We start from the raw sequence: 16132 nt of genomic DNA, 5'->3' as shown, positions 1-16132 counted from the left end.
CGCCGCCTTCTGGAGATCCATCACGTCGACATCATAGTCGCCGACATGCGCCTCCAGCTGCGCAACCAGCTTGGGCCCCTCGGTGTGGCTGACCGAGATGAAGTTCTCGATCGCCATCGTGTCGAGCACCTGGCCGCCGAATCGCTCGGTGGCGAGGCCGGTGCGGATGCCCTTGCGCGCGGCATAGATCGCCGCAGATGCACCGGCCGGACCGCCGCCGATCACCAGCACCTCGAACGGCTCCTTCGCGCTGATCGCCTCCGCCGCGCGCGCGACCGCGCCGGTGTCCAGCTTCGCCAGCACCTGCTCCACGGTCATCCGGCCCTGCGCGAACGGCTCGCCGTTGAGGAAGATCGCCGGCACCGACATGATCTGCCGAGCCTCCACCTCGTGCCGGAAAGCGCCGCCCTCGATGGCGATGTGCCGAATGCGCGGGTTGACCACGCTCATCAGGTTTAGCGCCTGCACCACGTCCGGGCAGTTCTGGCAGGTAAGCGAGAAATAGCTCTCGAAGACATAGTCGCCATCGAGCGCGCGGATCTGCTCCAGCAGCTCTTCGGACACCTTGGGCGGATGGCCGCCGACCTGGAGCAGGGCGAGCACCAGGGAGGTGAACTCATGCCCCATCGGCACGCCGGCAAAGCGGACGCCGATATCGGAGCCGGTGCGACGGATCAGGAAGGAGGGGCGACGATCGTCGTCATCGGCGCGCACGAACGACACCGCATCCGAAAGCCCGGCGATCTGCTCCAGCAGGCCCAGCATCTCGCGCGACTTGGCGCTCTCGTCGGCAGAAGCGACGAGCTCGATCGGCTGCTTGATGTTGGCGAGATACGCGGTGAGCTGCGTCTTCAGGTTTGCGTCGAGCATCGCGGAGCCTCTGGAGCGGGAGAAAGGGTGGAGCCGGCGCAAGGGAGGGGGACGCGCCGGCTCCCGCGGCCGCGGACCGGGGGTGCCGCGGGCCGCGTGCGCCGAAGGGTCGCCAGGCGATTTGCCCGCGTCCGCTCCGGCGCGAGGGGAACTGAAGTTAGATCTTGCCGACGAGGTCGAGCGACGGGGCGAGGGTGGTCTCGCCCTCTTCCCACTTGGCGGGGCACACTTCGCCGGGATGCGCGGCGATGTACTGCGCGGCCTTGATCTTGCGAAGCAGCTCGGTCGCGTTGCGGCCGACACCCTCGCTGGTGATCTCGACCAGCTGGATCACGCCCTCGGGATCGACCACGAAGGTGCCGCGGTCGGCCAGGCCCTGGCCTTCGCGCAGGATCTCGAAGTTGCGGCTGATCTCATGCGTCGGGTCGCCGATCATGGTGAAGCGGATTTTGCCGATCGCCGGCGAGGTGTCGTGCCACGCCTTGTGACTGAAGTGCGTGTCGGTGGACACCGAATAGATCTCGACGCCCATGTTGGCGAAGGTGTCGTGATAGTCGGCCAGATCCTCCAGCTCGGTCGGGCAGACGAAGGTGAAATCGGCCGGGTAGAAGAAATAGACCGCCCACTTGCCGCGCGCATCGGCATCGGAAACGGTGAGGAACTTGCCCTCGCGATAAGCCTGAGCGGTGAACGGACGGACATTGGTGCCGATAAGCGACATCGAGGTTTCCCTGCTGGTTGGCGATTGCAGGGTCTATCTAGTGCGGTGCAGCACGAAAGGAACCCGCCTCGCCTGTGTCACGGTGAACGGCTGGGTCGATCAATGTGCTGCATCGCAGAAGATTGGGGCGGCAGGTCAGGCGATCAGGCGCTCGCGGATCGCCGCGCGCCGCGCCGCATCGACGCCGAGCACCGCCTCCGCATAGGTCGTCACATCGCCATGGCTCGCGGCGATGCTCGCCAGCGCCGTATCGAGATAGCGGGCGTCGACTCCCATCAGCGCACGGATCGCCTCTTCGGTGAGCTGGGGGCCGTAGCGCTCGCGGATCGAGGGCGCCGCGGCGGCGATCCGCGCTTCGGGATCGCCCGCGGTGTTGGTGAGCAGATAGTCCGCCATCATGTCGTCGTGATGCACGCCGGTGAGCGCATGGAGCAGCGCCACCGCCAACCCGGTGCGGTCCTTGCCGGCGAGGCAGTGGATCAGCGTCGGCCCGTCGCGGGTCGCCAGCGCCTCGAAATACAGGCGCAGCGAGGCGACCAGCACCGCGCGATAGGGCATGTTGCGGTATAGTTCGGTCATCGCCGCCCGCGCCTCGTCCGCAGTGGCGATGCCGCGGCCCGCCTCCTCGTGCGGCGCGAGTTCGGAGCCGGCGGTCTCGCCCGGCGCGAACAGCACGTCGGCGGAGAAGCCTTGCGGACGCGCGCAGGGCATGGTCCGCCGTTCGACATCGCCGCGCAGGTCGATGATCGTTGCCACGCCCATGCCGCCGAAGCGGGAAAGGTCATCCGGTGTGGCGGCGCCATGCTGGCCGGAGCGGAACAGCACCCCGCTGCGCAACCGGCCGTCAGCGGCGCGATAGCCGCCATAGTCGCGGAAGTTGTGGATGCCGGCGAAGGCGTGGACTCGATCGGTCATGCCCGCCTCCGTGCCGATGCTTTGCGACCCCCGCGTGACGCTCACGGCTTCAACACCATCTTGAGCGCGCCGTCCTCGCGCGCGTCGAACAGGCGATAGGCTTCCTTGCCCTGCGCCAGCGGCATGCGGTGGCTGATATAGCGCTCGGGGCGCAGCCGACCGGCGCGGATCAGCGGGACCAGCGCGGGCAGTTCCTCGGGCACGGAGCAGGTGCCGGTTCGGAAGGTGAGCCCGCCGGCGAAGGCTCGCTCCAGCGGGAAGGGGAAGCGGCGCGACTGCTGCACCCCGATCACCGACACGGTGCCGCGTTTGCGGACGAGGCGCAGCGCGAGATCGACGGTGGCGTCCGCGCCGACCGCCTCGACCACGCAGTCGAGCTTGCGGCCGGAGGTCGCCTCCTTCACCGAGTCCAGCGCGGTATCGGGATGGAGCGCGTGTCCGCCGAGATCCTCGGCCAGTTTGCGGCGCTCCGCGATCGGATCGATCGCATAGACCAGCCCCGCGCCCATCACGAACGCCGCCTCCACCGCCATCAGCCCGATCGGGCCGAGGCCGACCACCGCCACGGACGCGCCCGGCACAATGTCCGCATTGCGCGCGCCGAACCAAGCGGTGGCCATGGCATCGGTCATCATCAGTGCCTGCTCTTGGGTGATGCCCTCCGGGATCTTCACCGCGTTCATGTCCGCGGCAGGCACGCGGAACCACTGCGACTGGACGCCCTGCAGATTGGCGGACAAGCCGTAACAGCCGCCGGCCTGATAGGCGCAATCGATGACGTTGCCCGCCAGGCACGACCGGCAGGCGCCGCAGCCGACCGCCGCGGGCATCATCACCGTATCGCCGACCCTGAGCTGGGTGACGGCGCGGCCGACCTCCACCACCTCGCCGACCGACTCATGGCCGACGCAGAAGCCGGTGTCCTCGGAGAAGCCGTGGCCGTGATAGATGTGCAGGTCGCTGCCGCAGATGCTGCACGCGGTCATCCGCACGATCGCGTCGCGGTCCGATTCGAGCCGCGGATCGGGCATGTCGTCATGCCGGATATCGCGCGCACCAAAATAGCGGAGGGCTTTCATGTCGCATCCTCTTCAGGGCCGTTCGTGCTGGCCAGCGGTTTATCCCGCTTCCGTTCGGCCTGAGCGAAGTCGAAGGCTAAGCCCCGCGTCGGCAAGGTGCTTCGACTTCGCTCAGCACGAACGGAGGTGGTCATGGGCATCGCCCAAAGCCACTTTCACCTCGCGTTCATCGCATTGTATTCGCGGATCTTCTGCTTGCCGAGCTGGCTCATGTGCACCTCGTCCGGCCCATCGGCGATGCGCACGAAGCGATTGATGGTGAAGAACTCGGCGATCGGCGTGTCGGTGGAAACGCCCATGCCGCCATGCGCCTGGATCGCGCGGTCGCACACCGTCTGCGCCATCTGCGGGGCGACCACCTTGATCGCGGCGATCAGGTCCCGGGCCGCCTTGTTGCCGACCTTGTCCATCCGGTCGGCGGCCTTGAGCGTCAGGAGGCGCGCCATTTCCACCTCGCAGAAGCCGCGGGCGACATCCTGACGGATGCTTGACTGGTCGGAGAGCTTCTTGCCGAACGCCACCCGGCTCTCGACCCGGCGCGCCATGATCTCCAGCGCGCGCTGCGCCTGGCCGATCGAGCGCATGCAATGGTGGATGCGGCCCGGCCCCAGCCTGCCCTGCGCGATCTCGAACCCGCGCCCTTCACCGAGGATCAGGTTGCCCTTGGGCACGCGCACGTCCTCGAACAGCAACTCCGCCTCGCCGCCCGGGGAATGGAGGCTGCCGAACACGCGCTGATTGCGCACCACGGAGATGCCGGGCGTGTCCTTTGGCACCAGGATGGTGGAATGCTGGAGGTGGCGGGGCGCGTCGAAATCGGTCTTGCCCATCACGATCAGCAGCGTGGTCGCCGGATGCATGAAGCCGGAGATCCACCATTTGCGCCCGTTGATGACATAATCGTCGCCGTCGGGCGTGATCGACATCTCCAGGTTGGTCGCGTCCGACGAGGCGACCTGCGGCTCGGTCATCACATAGGCGGAGCGGATCTCGCCGGCGAGCAGAGGCTTCAGCCAGCGTTCCTGCTGTTCGGGGCTGCCGTACTTCGCCAGCACCTCCATGTTGCCGGTATCGGGCGCGGAGCAGTTGAATACCTCGCTCGACCAGGGCACCCGGCCCATGATCTCGGCCAGCGGCGCATATTCGAGGTTGGTGAGGCCGGGGGAATGCGCGCCATATTCGTGCGGCAGGAACAGGTTCCACAGCCCCTCGGCCCGCGCCTTGTGCTTGAGCGCGGCGAGGCCGGGCCATTCCTGCCACAGGTTCTCGGGCGCGAGCACGAAGGCGTGGCGTTCCTCCTCCGCGGGATAGACGTGTGCGTCCATGAAGGCCTCGATCCGCGCGATCAGGTCGCGGGTCCGGTCGGAATAGTCGAAGTCCATGCGCGTACCTTCCGGGTCAGAGGATGGGATGCTCGATGCGGCGAAGCGCCCGTTCGAACAGCTGGATGGTGTGAGCGTGCAGCGCGTCGCCGATCGGCTTGGGGGTCAGGCCGGCGCAGGCGCGGGCGTGCGACCCTTCGAGGATCGCGCCCAGCTTGAATGGCGCGAGCACCGCATGCCAGCGCGCGTCCTCCGCGCTGCGGCCGGTGGCGTCGAGGTAGCGCGCAACGATCTCGGGCAGCGAGGGGAAGCCGTCCCACGGCTGCACCGCCACGCGCTGTTCGCCCTCGTCCGGGTCGCGCCAGGTGGCGGTGAGCCAGCCGAGGTCGAGCAAGGGATCACCGCGGCTGGCGAGTTCCCAGTCGACGATCGCGGCAAGCTCCGGCCCGTCGGGGCGGAACATCACGTTGGCGAGGTGATAATCGCCATGGATGAGGCCCGGCTGCATCCTCGCCGGGCGGTTCGCCTCCAGCCACGCGCAGATCGCGTCAACGCCGGGCAGGGCGGCCATCCCGGTCCAACCCTCGAACTTGGCATAGCCCTCCAGCTGCGCGCGCCAGCGTGGCACCTGCCGTTCCAGCCAGCCGTCGAGCGATCCGAACGTGCCCTCGACCCGATCGGGATCGACCTGGGAGAGCGCGACGATCCCATCGACCATCGCCTCCCCCATCCGCCGGCGCATCGCGGGATCGCCCGCGTGGAGCGGCGGCAATCCCTGGGTCGGGTTGAAGCCGCCCACCGGCGCCATCAGGTAGAAGGCGGCACCCAGCACCGTCTCGTCCGTTTCGCCGGCGATCAGCCGCGGGTGCGGCACGTCCGATTCCGCCAGCGCGGCAAGGACCCGCATCTCGCGTCGCATCACCTCGTCGCTTTCCGCACGCTTGCGGCGCGGAGGACGACGCAGGACAAAGCTTTCGTCGCCACGATCGAAGCGGAGCAGGATGTTCTGGGTGCCACCCCCGAGCGTGCGTGGTCCCTCGATCGCACCGCTGCCAAGCGAACGCCCGTCCATCCAGCGCGCGAGCGCCGCAAGATCGATCAGCTCGCGCCAGGCCTCGGCATCGTGCGCGATCGGCACCATCTCGCTCCGTAAATAAGTCGGGTGTTTTAGTAAGTGACCCGCCTTGAGGGGTCAACGGGGCTTGCCGCGGGCGCCCGCGCCCGCGATGCTGGGTGCATGCCTGCCAAGCCCGCAACCCGCGGCGATGCCACCCGAAACGAACTGAAGCGCGCCGCCCGTCGCCTCTTCGCCGAACGCGGCATCGCCGCCGTTGGCATGCGCGACATCCTGGATGCCGCTGGCCAGCGCAATGCCGCCGCGGTCCATTACTATTTCGGCGGCAAGGACGAACTGCTCAGCGAGTTGGTCGTCGACGGCGCCAGGGCGATCGATCGGTCGCGGCGGGCGCTGCTGGATGCCGCCGAGGCCAAGGAGGGCGGCCCCACGCTCGACGACATCGTTCGCGCGATGGTGCTGCCGAACATCGACATCCAAGGCGAGACCGGGGAGAGCGAAACCTATCTGCGCTTCATCGGCAATCTCCAGGCCGAACGTCGCGCGTTGTTCGAGGACGCGGCCGGCACGGAGTCCTTGGCTTACGCGCGCTGTCTCGATCAGGTGCGGCGCCTGCTGGCGCACCTGCCGCTCGCCGTGGTCAATCAGCGGCTGCTCTTCGCCGGCTTGTCTTCGCAGGCAATCCTGGCCGCCCGCGAAGCCGCACTCGACGGTGCCGACGAGCGCGCGCATCCGTATTGGACGCGGCCAGGGGCGCTCGACGCAATCATTCTGGCGATCGAGGGCATTCTCATCGGGCCGTCACCCGCAGCCTGATCGCCGGATGCTTGCGGACCGTTAATGCTCCGGAAAGAGAGATTGGCAGTTTAGATCGATTGATGACCTGAAATATCGATCCGATCCCGATCAAGTGTTGACCTGCCCGGTGAGGGGACTAGGGCGCATGATGTTACAAGGAGTAGATCGTGACCGACACCGATATCGACACCGGCACCGTCGAGCTGGCAACCGAGCTGACCATTGCGTGGCTGTCCAACCCCAATACCCGTGCGTCCGCAGAGGATGTTCCTGCCTTTCTCCACAAGATGCACGAGGCGGTCGCCAACCTTGCCGCCGCTCCCGCAACTCCGGAGGCCGGTGAGGCCGCGCCCGAGTACACGGCGGCGGTGAGCGTCCGCAAGTCGCTCGCCTCGAAGGATCACATCATCTCGATGATCGACGGCAAGCCGTACAAGACGCTGCGTCGGCACCTCGCCGGCCATGGTCTGACGCCGGAGCAGTATCGCGAGCGCTACAACCTGCGTCCCGACTATCCGATGGTCGCCGAGAACTATTCGCAGGCGCGCCGCGACATGGCGAAGCGCATTGGCCTCGGTCGCAAGCCGGGCGCGTCGCGCAGCTCCAGCCCGTCCACCGAGGTGGCCGTGCCCAAGCCGACCCGCGGTCGCAAGAAAGCCGCCGCCGCAGAGACCGGCGCGGAGTGAGGTCAAGCGGGCGCCGGCGATCCGGCGCCCGCCTTGTTTTGCAGTTCGAGAGTAGAGATCCGGCACGCGGAACATCGCGGCCGCCGCTTGGATATGGGGAGAGATGTCGTGGACACCGCCAATCTGTTTCGCCTGGATGGCCGCGTCGCGCTGGTGACCGGCGGCAGTCGCGGCATCGGCCGGATGATCGCCGCGGGCTTCCTGGCGCAGGGAGCGAAGGTCTACGTGTCGTCGCGCAAAGCCGCGGCCTGCGAGGAAGCCGCCGCCGAGCTGGGCGAAGGCTGCATCGCGCTGCCGCAGGACGTCTCCACTGTGGATGGCTGCCGCGCACTGGCGGCAGCGCTGGCAGAGCGCGAGGCGCGGCTCGACATCCTGGTCAACAATGCGGGCGCCGCCTGGGGCGCGCCGTTCGAGGAGTTTCCGGAGAGCGGCTGGGACAAGGTGATGGACCTCAACGTCAAATCGCCGTTCTTCCTCACCCAGGCGCTCCACGCGCCGCTCACGGCCGCGGCGGCGGCGGGTCGGCCCGCCAAGGTGATCAACATCGCCTCGATCGACGGAATGCGGCTCAACCGGTGGGAAACCTATTCCTACCATGCTTCCAAGTCGGCGCTGATCTATTTGACCAAGCGGATGGCGGCACGGCTGGTGACGGACGGAATCAACGTCACCGCCATCGCTCCCGGCGCCTTCGCCAGCGAGATGAACCGCGCGGCGCGCGACCATGGCGATGCGGTCGCCCAGTCGATCCCGGCACGGCGGATCGGCGTGGACGAGGATATGGCGGGCGCGGCGATCTACCTTGCCTCGCGGGCCGGCGACTATGTGATCGGCGAAACCATCGCGGTGGACGGCGGTCTGGTCCACGCCAGCATGGGCTCCAGCATCGACGCCTGAGCCGCCGAAGCCGCCCCGGGCTGGGCGGCGGGGGAGCAGCGAGCAGCGGCTGGACAGAGTTTGGTCCGGGTGTTCTAATATCCTGACACACCGGAGTTCCGAATGAAGCGTCTTCTGCTCGTCACCCTTCTCCTCGCCGGCAGCGCGATCGCCCGGGATGCGGCGCGCCCGTCCGGCATCGATCCCGGTGCGATGGACCGCACGGTCAAGCCGGGCGACGATTTCGAGCACTTCGCCAATGGCGCCTGGTACGACCGCACCGAGATTCCCGCCGACCGGTCGAGCCTGGGCGCGTTCCTCACCGTGCAGCAGTTGGCGGAGAAGCGCCTCGCCACGGTGATCGCCGATGCCGCCACCGCGCCCGCGGGCAGCGAGGCGCGCAAGATCGCCGATTATCATCGCGCCTGGCTGGACACCGCCGCGATCGAGGCGCGCGGCCTCGCGCCGCTCCAGCCCGAGCTTTCGACGATCGCTGGTCTGCGCGATACCGCCGCGCTGTCGTGCATACTGGGCGCCAACCTGCGCGCCGATGTCGATCCGCTCAACGCCACCGATTTCCAGACGGGTAACCTGTTCGGCCTATTCGTCAGTCAGGCGTCCGACGACCCCGCCACCACCACCCCCTATCTGCTCCAGGGCGGGCTCGGCCTGCCCGAGCGCGATTACTATCTCTCCGAAGACGCCAAGATGCTGGAGATCCTCGCGGCCTATCGCGCGCATCTGGCGCAGGTGTTCGGCCTGCTCGGCATGGCCGATGCGGCGGCGCGTGCCGATCGCGTGCTGGCGCTGGAAACCCGCATCGCCGAGGCGCATCTCGACCAGGTCGCCAGCAACGACGCGCACAAGGCGAACAACACGTGGCGCCGCGAAGATTTCGCCACCAAGGCGCCCGGGATCGACTGGGCGGCCTTCTGGCGGGCGGCGGGGCTGGGCAGTCAGGACCGCTTCATCGTCTGGCAGCCCTCGGCCGTTGCCGGTCTATCGGCGCTGGTCGCCAGCCAACCGCTGGAAGCGTGGCAGGACTGGCTGCGCTACCACCGGACCATCGAGGTCGCCTCGGTGCTGCCCAAGGGCTTCCAGGATGCAAGCTTCGCCTTCTACGGCAAGACGCTGACCGGCACGCCGTCGCAGCGACCGCGCGACAAGCGCGCGCTCAATGCTACGAGCAACGCGCTGGGCGACGCGATCGGCAAAATCTACGTCCAGCGCTTCTTCCCCGCCTCGTCGAAGGCGGACATCCAGCAGATGGTGCGCGGCATCCTGGCGGCGTTCGATGCGCGCGTCACCGCGCTCGATTGGATGGCGCCCGCCACCAAGGCGGAGGCGCGTCGCAAGATCGAGACCATGCAGGTCGGCATCGGCTATCCCGAGCGCTGGCGCGATTATGCCGCGCTAGAGGTGCGCGCCGACGATCCGGTCGGCAACCTGCGCCGGGCGGAATTGGCGGAGTATCGCCACCAAATTGGGAAGATTGGCAAGCCGGTCGATCGCGGCGAATGGTGGATGACGCCGCAGACGGTGAATGCGGTCAACCTGCCGCTCCAGAATGCGCTCAACTTCCCCGCGGCGATCCTGGAAGCGCCCTTCTACGATCCCAACCGCGACGCCGCCGCCAACTATGGCGCGATCGGCGCGGTGATCGGGCATGAGATCAGCCACGGGTTCGACAATCTCGGTGCCGACTTCGACGCGCAGGGCAAGCTGCGCAACTGGTGGACGCCCGCCGACCTGTCGCGCTTCGATGCGCAGGGCAAGGCGCTGGTGGCGCAATATGATGCCTATGAGGCGCTGCCCGGCCTGCATGTGAAGGGCGAGCTCACCCTGGGCGAGAACATCGCCGACGTCGCAGGGCTCGCCGCCGCGCTCCAGGCCTATCACGCCTCGCTGGCTGGCAAGCCCGCGCCGGTGATCGACGGCATGACCGGCGACCAGCGGCTGTTCCTGTCCTTCGCGCAGACCTGGGCGAGCAAGTTCCGCGAGGCGGCGCTGCGCGGTCGCGTCGCCACCGATGCCCATGCCCCCGCGCGCTTCCGCGCGCAGACGGTGCGCAACCTGGACGGCTGGTACGAGGCGTTCGGGGTCAAGCCTGGAGACACGCTGTACCTGCCGCCGAAGAAGCGGGTGAAGGTGTGGTGATCACCTCTCCGTTCATGCTGAGGAGCGGCTGAGCGAAGCGAAGACCCGTCTCGAAGCACCGGGCACATGTCCTTCGAGACGGGCCTTCGCTGACGCTCAGTCCCTTCTCAGGACGAACGAGAGGAGAAGTGAGGAAGAAAAGCGCTCACCCCGCCCCGATCAGCTCCCGCCCGATCAGCATCCGCCGCACCTCATTGGTGCCCGCGCCGATGTCGAGCAATTTGGCGTCGCGCAGGAAACGCTCGACCGGCCAATCCTTGGTATAGCCCGCACCGCCCAGCGCCTGCACCGCCTCGCCCGCGACGCGGAAGGCGTTCTCGCTGGCGAGCAGGATCGCCCCCGCCGCATCGAAGCGGGTCGTCTTGCCCGCATCGCACGACTTCGCCACCGCATAGACATAGGCGCGCGCCGAGTTGAGCGCGACATACATGTCCGCCACCTTGGCCTGCATCAGCTGGAACGCGCCGATCGGCTTGCCGAACTGCTTGCGCTCGCGGACATAGGGGACGACAACGTCGAGACAGGCCTGCATGATGCCCAGCTGGATGCCGGCCAGCACCGTGCGCTCGTAATCCAGCCCGCTCATCAGCACCGCGACGCCGCCATTCTCCGGGCCCATGATGTTGGCCTCGGGCACCTCGCAGTCGGTGAAGACCAGCTCGGCGGTGGGGCTGCCGCGCATTCCCATCTTGTCGATCTTCTGGCCGATGCCGAAGCCGGGCATGTCCTTCTCGATCAGGAAGGTGGTGATGCCGCGGCTGCCCTCGCCGGTCTTGGCATAGACCACCAGCGTATCGGCGTAGGCGGCGTTGGTGATCCAGAACTTGGTGCCGTTCAGCACATAGCCGCCCTGCACCTTCTCCGCCTTCAGCTTCATCGACACGACATCGCTGCCCGCGCCCGCCTCCGACATCGCGAGGCTGCCGACATGCTCCCCGCTGATCAGGCCGGGCAGGTATCTCGCCTTCTGCTCCTCGTTCGCCCAGCGCGCGATCTGGTTGACGCACAGGTTGGAATGCGCGCCATAGCTGAGGCCGATCGAGGCGGAGGCGCGGCCCACCTCCTCACAGGCGATGACATGCTCGAGATAGCCGAGACCAAGCCCGCCGTCCGCCTCCGGCACAGTGATGCCGTGGAGGCCCAGCTCACCCATCGCGCGCCACAATTCGTCGCGCGGGAACCAGTCCTCCGCATCGATCCGCGCCGCCAGGGGCGCGATCTTCTCGGACGCGAAGCGGCGCGTCGTGTCGCGGATCATGTCGGCGGTATCGCCCAGCGCGAAGTCCAGCGTGTCCATGTCTCTCCCAACGCCCGGTTACGTCTGTTACCAGTGCCGTAGAGCAAGCGGGGATAAGTGCCAATGTCAGGCGGGCTGTTGCGCAGGAAGACGATCATCGAGCAGCCGCCGGAGCATCAGCTGGCGCGCACGCTCTCCTGGCCGCACCTGGTGGCGCTGGGCGTGGGCGCGATCGTCGGCACCGGCATCCTGACGCTGATCGGCGTCGGCGCGGACCGGGCGGGGCCGTCGGTGCTGCTGAGCTTCGTCGTCGCGGGCGCGATCTGCGCCTGCGCGGCGCTCTGCTATGCCGAGATGGCGACGCGCATTCCGGCGAGCGGCAGCGCCTATACCTACAGCTATGCGGTACTGGGCGAGGTGATCGCCTGGGTGGTCGGCTGGAGCCTGATCCTCGAATATTCGCTGGTGGTGGCGACGGTGGCGGTGGGCTGGTCTGGCTATGCCACCGGCTTTCTCGCCGGGCTGGGCGTCGTCCTGCCCGATGCGCTGACCCACGGCCCGGCAGTGGCGGGCAATCTGGTGGAGGGCACCGTGCGCATCACCGCCATGGGGGTCAACCTGCCCGCGATCTTCATCATCGTGGTGGTCGCGGGGTTGCTGTCGCTGGGCACGCAGGAGAGCGCGCGGATCAACACCGCGTTGGTGGTGCTCAAGATCGTCACGCTGGCGCTGTTCGTCGCGGTGGCGCTGCCGCATTTCGACGCCGCCAACCTCAAGCCGTTCGCGCCGTTCGGCTATGGCAGCGCCCCCGGCGGAGGCGGGGTCAAGTTCGGGATGATGGGCGCGGCGGCGATCATCTTCTTCGCCTTCTACGGCTTCGACGCGATCTCCACCGCCGCCGAGGAAACCAAGCGGCCCGAGCGGGACCTTGCCATCGGCATCGTCGGATCGATGGTGGCGTGCACGGCGATCTACCTGGTGGTCGCGGCGGCGGCGGTGGGTGCGCTGAGCTTCACGCGCTTTTCCAACTCGCCCGAACCGCTCGCGCTGATCCTGCGCGAGATCGGCCAGGGCGGCGTCGCGACCATCGTCGCGGCGGCGGCGGCAATCGCGCTGCCGACGGTGATCCTCGGCTTCCTCTATGGGCAGAGCCGCATCTTCCTGGTGATGGCGCGCGACGGCTTCCTGCCCGAAAGCCTCGCGCGGGTTTCGGCGCGAGGCACGCCGGTGCGGATCACGATGGTGACGGCGGTGTTCGTCTCGATGATCGCCGCGCTGACACCGCTGGACGTGATCGCGTCGCTAGCGAATGCGGGGACGCTGTGCGCGTTCGTCGCGGTGGCGGCATGCGTGCTGGTGGTGCGGCGGCGGGGCGAGGCTGCAAAGGGCTTCCGGACGCCGGCACCTTGGCTGGTCGCGCCGGCGGCGATAGCGGGCTGCTGCTACCTGTTTACCAGCCTTCAGGCGGTGACGCAGATCTCGTTCCTGGCGTGGAACGCGGCCGGGCTGGCGCTGTACTTCGGTTACGGGCGGCGGGTCAGCCGCGCCGCGTAAGGCTCAGTTCGCGCGCGACCAGTCCTGCGTGCGACAGAACGGGCCGAGGCAGCCCTTGACCTTGAGCGTCGCGCCATCGCGCACCAGCTCGGAGCGATAAGTGCGCCCGCTGCGCGGATCGTAGATGCGGCCCTTCCAGCGGTCGCCATCGGCGGTGAAGCCCGAAAGGATGGCGAGGCCCTGGATCGGGCGGCTGCGCAGCGCCGGATCGGGATTGTTGCGGTCGGTGGAGGGCCGCGCGGGGTTCGGGTGCAGGATGCGCGCGATCCGCCCGCACATTTGCGCGCCGCACGGGCCGACTTCGACCAGCGCGTCCTTCTCGGGCGTCAGCCAGCGCCCGGTGATCGGGGCAGGAGCGGCCGCGGCGGCACTGGACACCAGCGCCGCCGCGAGCACGAGCCGCTTCACGCGGCCAGCTTCCGCAGCACGTATTGGAGGATGCCGCCGTTTATGAAATATTCCAGTTCGTTGACCGTATCGATGCGGCAACGGGTCTGGAACGTCTCGGTCGAGCCGTCCGGCCGGGCGAGCGTCACCTCCACATCCTGGCGCGGGCGCAGGCCAGCGACATTGTGGATGGTGAAGGTCTCGTCGCCGGTCAGGCCCAAGGTCTCGCGGGTGACGCCCTCGGCGAACTGGAGCGGCAGCACGCCCATGCCGACTAGGTTCGAGCGGTGGATGCGCTCGAAGCTCTCGGCGATCACCGCGCGCACGCCCAACAGGTTGGTGCCCTTGGCCGCCCAGTCGCGCGACGATCCGGTGCCATATTCCTTGCCCGCGATCACGACGAGCGGCGTGCCGTCCGCCTTGTGGCGCATCGCCGCGTCGTAGATCGGCATGATCTCGTCGCCATAGCGGCTCATGCCGCCTTCCACGCCCGGGACCATCTGGTTCTTGATGCGGATGTTGGCGAAGGTGCCGCGGACCATGACATGGTCGTTGCCGCGCCGCGCGCCATAGCTGTTGAAGTCGGCGCGAGACACCTGCCGCTCCGACAGCCACTTGCCCGCCGGGCTGTCCGCTTTGATCGAGCCTGCCGGCGAGATGTGGTCGGTGGTGATCGAATCGCCCAGGATCGCGAGCGGCTTGGCCTCGATGATGTCCATCACCGGGCGCGGGGTCATCTCCATCCCGTCAAAGTACGGCGGGTTGGCGACATAGGTCGAAGCGGCCGGCCAGGCGTAGGTGTCGCTGCCAGTAACGTTGATCGCCTGCCACTTGTCGTCGCCGGCGTAGACGTTGCCGTAGCGGGCGCTGAACATGGAGGCGTCGATATTGGAGGCCATCAGCGCGGCAACTTCCGCGTTGGTCGGCCAGATGTCGCGCAGGTAGACGTCGCCGTCGGTGCCCTGGCCGATCGGCGTCTCCAGCATGTCCTGCGTCACCGTACCCTTGAGCGCATAGGCAACTACCAGCGGCGGCGAGGCGAGGAAGTTGGCGCGCACGTCCGGCGAGACGCGGCCCTCAAAGTTGCGGTTGCCCGACAGCACGCTGGCCGCGACCAGATCGTTCTCGTTGATCGCGGTCGAGATCGGACCGGGCAGCGGGCCCGAGTTGCCGATGCAGGTGGTGCAGCCATAGCCGACCAGGTTGAAGCCGATCGCGTCGAGATCCGCGGTCAGCCCCGCCTTGTCAAGATAATCGGTTACCACCTGCGAGCCGGGGGCCAGCGAGGTCTTCACCCATGGCTTGGGTGCCAGACCCTTCTCGCGCGCCTTGCGGGCGACGAGGCCGGCGGCGACGAGGACGGAGGGGTTCGAGGTGTTGGTGCACGAGGTGATCGCCGCGATCACCACATCGCCGTCACCGATGTCATGCCCGCGCTCCGCGACGTCGACGCGCTGCGGCTGCTCGCGATGATAGATCTTGAACAGGTCGCCGTTGAACACCTCGTCGACCGTATCGAGCGACACCTTGTCCTGCGGACGCTTCGGGCCGGCCAGCGACGGCACGACGCTGCCCATGTCGAGCTCCAGCGTGTCGGTGAACACGGGGTCGGGCGCATCGGCATGGCGCCAGAAGCCGTTGGCCTTGGCATAGGCTTCGGTGAGCGCGATCACCTCCGCCGGGCGCGCGGTGAGGCGCATATAGTCGATCGTCTTGTCGTCGATTGGGAAGAAACCGCAGGTGGCGCCATATTCGGGCGCCATGTTGGCGATGGTGGCGCGATCGGCCAGCGTCATCTGGTCGAGGCCGGGGCCGTAGAATTCCACGAAGCGGCCGACCACGCCCTTGGCGCGCAGCATCTGCGTGACCGTGAGCACCAGATCGGTGGCGGTGATGCCCTCGCGCAAGCTTCCGGTCAGCTTGAAGCCGACGACTTCGGGGATGAGCATAGACACCGGCTGGCCGAGCATCGCCGCTTCCGCCTCGATGCCGCCGACGCCCCAGCCGAGCACGCCGAGGCCGTTGATCATGGTGGTGTGGCTGTCGGTGCCCACCAGAGTGTCCGGATAGGCGATCGCGGCCGCGCCCTTGGCATGCTCGCCGGTTTCGGCCGAGGACCAGACCGCCTGGCCGATATATTCGAGGTTCACCTGGTGGCAGATGCCGGTGCCCGGCGGCACCACCTTGAAGTTATCGAGCGCCTTCGAACCCCACTTCAGGAACTCGTAGCGCTCGCCGTTGCGCTGATATTCCAGCTCGACATTGTCCTCGAACGCCTGGGGCGTGCCGAACTCGTCCACCATCACCGAGTGGTCGATGACGAGGTGAACCGGCACCTGTGGGTTGATCTTCGCGGGGTTGCCGCCGAGTTTGGTGATCGCATCGCGCATCGCGGCGAGATCGACCACGCAGGGCACGCCGGTGAAATCCTGCATCAGCACGCGCGCGGGGCGAT

At 67.7% G+C, this 16132-nt stretch carries 14 protein-coding genes; 5 read left to right on the top strand and 9 right to left on the bottom strand.

The window, feature by feature from the left end:
- The 6 genes from ACFDTH_RS13935 to ACFDTH_RS13910 all read right to left on the bottom strand — a co-directional run.
- Nucleotides 1–870 (bottom strand): thioredoxin family protein (locus ACFDTH_RS13935; protein WP_375288156.1); only part of this gene is annotated, 870 nt, incomplete at its 3' end.
- Between the two features lie 157 nt (nt 871–1027).
- Nucleotides 1028–1591: an alkyl hydroperoxide reductase subunit C gene (ahpC, locus tag ACFDTH_RS13930; RefSeq protein WP_375288155.1), complete on the bottom strand. Its 564-nt coding sequence runs from the start codon at nt 1589–1591 to the stop codon at nt 1028–1030.
- A gap of 135 nt (nt 1592–1726) precedes the next feature.
- Nucleotides 1727–2506, bottom strand: coding sequence for a tyrosine-protein phosphatase (locus ACFDTH_RS13925; protein WP_375288154.1), 780 nt, complete (start codon nt 2504–2506; stop codon nt 1727–1729).
- Between the two features lie 41 nt (nt 2507–2547).
- Nucleotides 2548–3585: an alcohol dehydrogenase family protein gene (locus ACFDTH_RS13920; RefSeq protein WP_375288153.1), complete on the bottom strand. Its 1038-nt coding sequence runs from the start codon at nt 3583–3585 to the stop codon at nt 2548–2550.
- A gap of 155 nt (nt 3586–3740) precedes the next feature.
- Nucleotides 3741–4967: an acyl-CoA dehydrogenase family protein gene (locus tag ACFDTH_RS13915; RefSeq protein WP_375288152.1), complete on the bottom strand. Its 1227-nt coding sequence runs from the start codon at nt 4965–4967 to the stop codon at nt 3741–3743.
- A gap of 16 nt (nt 4968–4983) precedes the next feature.
- The gene (locus ACFDTH_RS13910) at nt 4984–6045 is read right to left on the bottom strand and encodes a phosphotransferase family protein (protein WP_375288151.1); all 1062 of its coding nucleotides are present in this window, start codon (nt 6043–6045) and stop codon (nt 4984–4986) included.
- Between the two features lie 99 nt (nt 6046–6144).
- Between ACFDTH_RS13910 and ACFDTH_RS13905 the strand changes: the two genes are divergently transcribed.
- From ACFDTH_RS13905 to ACFDTH_RS13890, 4 genes are all read left to right on the top strand, one after another.
- Entirely contained in the window at nt 6145–6798 is a 654-nt protein-coding gene (locus tag ACFDTH_RS13905; protein ID WP_375288150.1) for a TetR/AcrR family transcriptional regulator, read from the top strand.
- Between the two features lie 149 nt (nt 6799–6947).
- Entirely contained in the window at nt 6948–7466 is a 519-nt protein-coding gene (locus ACFDTH_RS13900; RefSeq protein WP_375288149.1) for a MucR family transcriptional regulator, read from the top strand.
- Nucleotides 7467–7574: 108 nt separating this feature from the next.
- Entirely contained in the window at nt 7575–8363 is a 789-nt protein-coding gene (locus ACFDTH_RS13895; RefSeq protein WP_375288147.1) for an SDR family oxidoreductase, read from the top strand.
- 102 nt (nt 8364–8465) lie between these two features.
- Nucleotides 8466–10499 (top strand): M13 family metallopeptidase, encoded by a 2034-nt coding sequence (locus ACFDTH_RS13890; protein WP_375288145.1) that lies wholly within the window; start codon nt 8466–8468, stop codon nt 10497–10499.
- A gap of 145 nt (nt 10500–10644) precedes the next feature.
- Here the strand turns inward: ACFDTH_RS13890 and ACFDTH_RS13885 are convergent, their stop codons facing one another.
- Nucleotides 10645–11796, bottom strand: coding sequence for an isovaleryl-CoA dehydrogenase (locus ACFDTH_RS13885; RefSeq protein WP_375288144.1), 1152 nt, complete (start codon nt 11794–11796; stop codon nt 10645–10647).
- 63 nt (nt 11797–11859) lie between these two features.
- Here ACFDTH_RS13885 and ACFDTH_RS13880 point away from each other — a divergent pair, with 63 nt between their 5' ends.
- The gene (locus tag ACFDTH_RS13880) at nt 11860–13290 is read left to right on the top strand and encodes an amino acid permease (protein ID WP_375288143.1); all 1431 of its coding nucleotides are present in this window, start codon (nt 11860–11862) and stop codon (nt 13288–13290) included.
- Between the two features lie 3 nt (nt 13291–13293).
- On the opposite strand, the gene ACFDTH_RS13875 is transcribed toward ACFDTH_RS13880, so the two are convergent.
- Together ACFDTH_RS13875 and acnA are read right to left on the bottom strand one after the other, a co-directional pair.
- A complete protein-coding gene (locus tag ACFDTH_RS13875) occupies nt 13294–13698 on the bottom strand; it encodes a DUF2147 domain-containing protein (protein WP_375288142.1) in 405 nt (134 codons plus the stop codon).
- Nucleotides 13695–16132, bottom strand: a 2438-nt coding sequence (gene acnA / locus ACFDTH_RS13870) for an aconitate hydratase AcnA (protein ID WP_375288140.1), incomplete at its 5' end; no start/stop codon positions are given. The genes ACFDTH_RS13875 and acnA, both read right to left, overlap by 4 nt.

This window comes from Sphingomonas sp. (assembly GCF_042096255.1).
Classification (GTDB): Bacteria; Pseudomonadota; Alphaproteobacteria; order Sphingomonadales; family Sphingomonadaceae; genus Sphingomonas.
The sequence above is the reverse complement of the archived record's forward strand: the minus strand, read 5'-3'. Positions and strand labels throughout refer to the sequence as shown.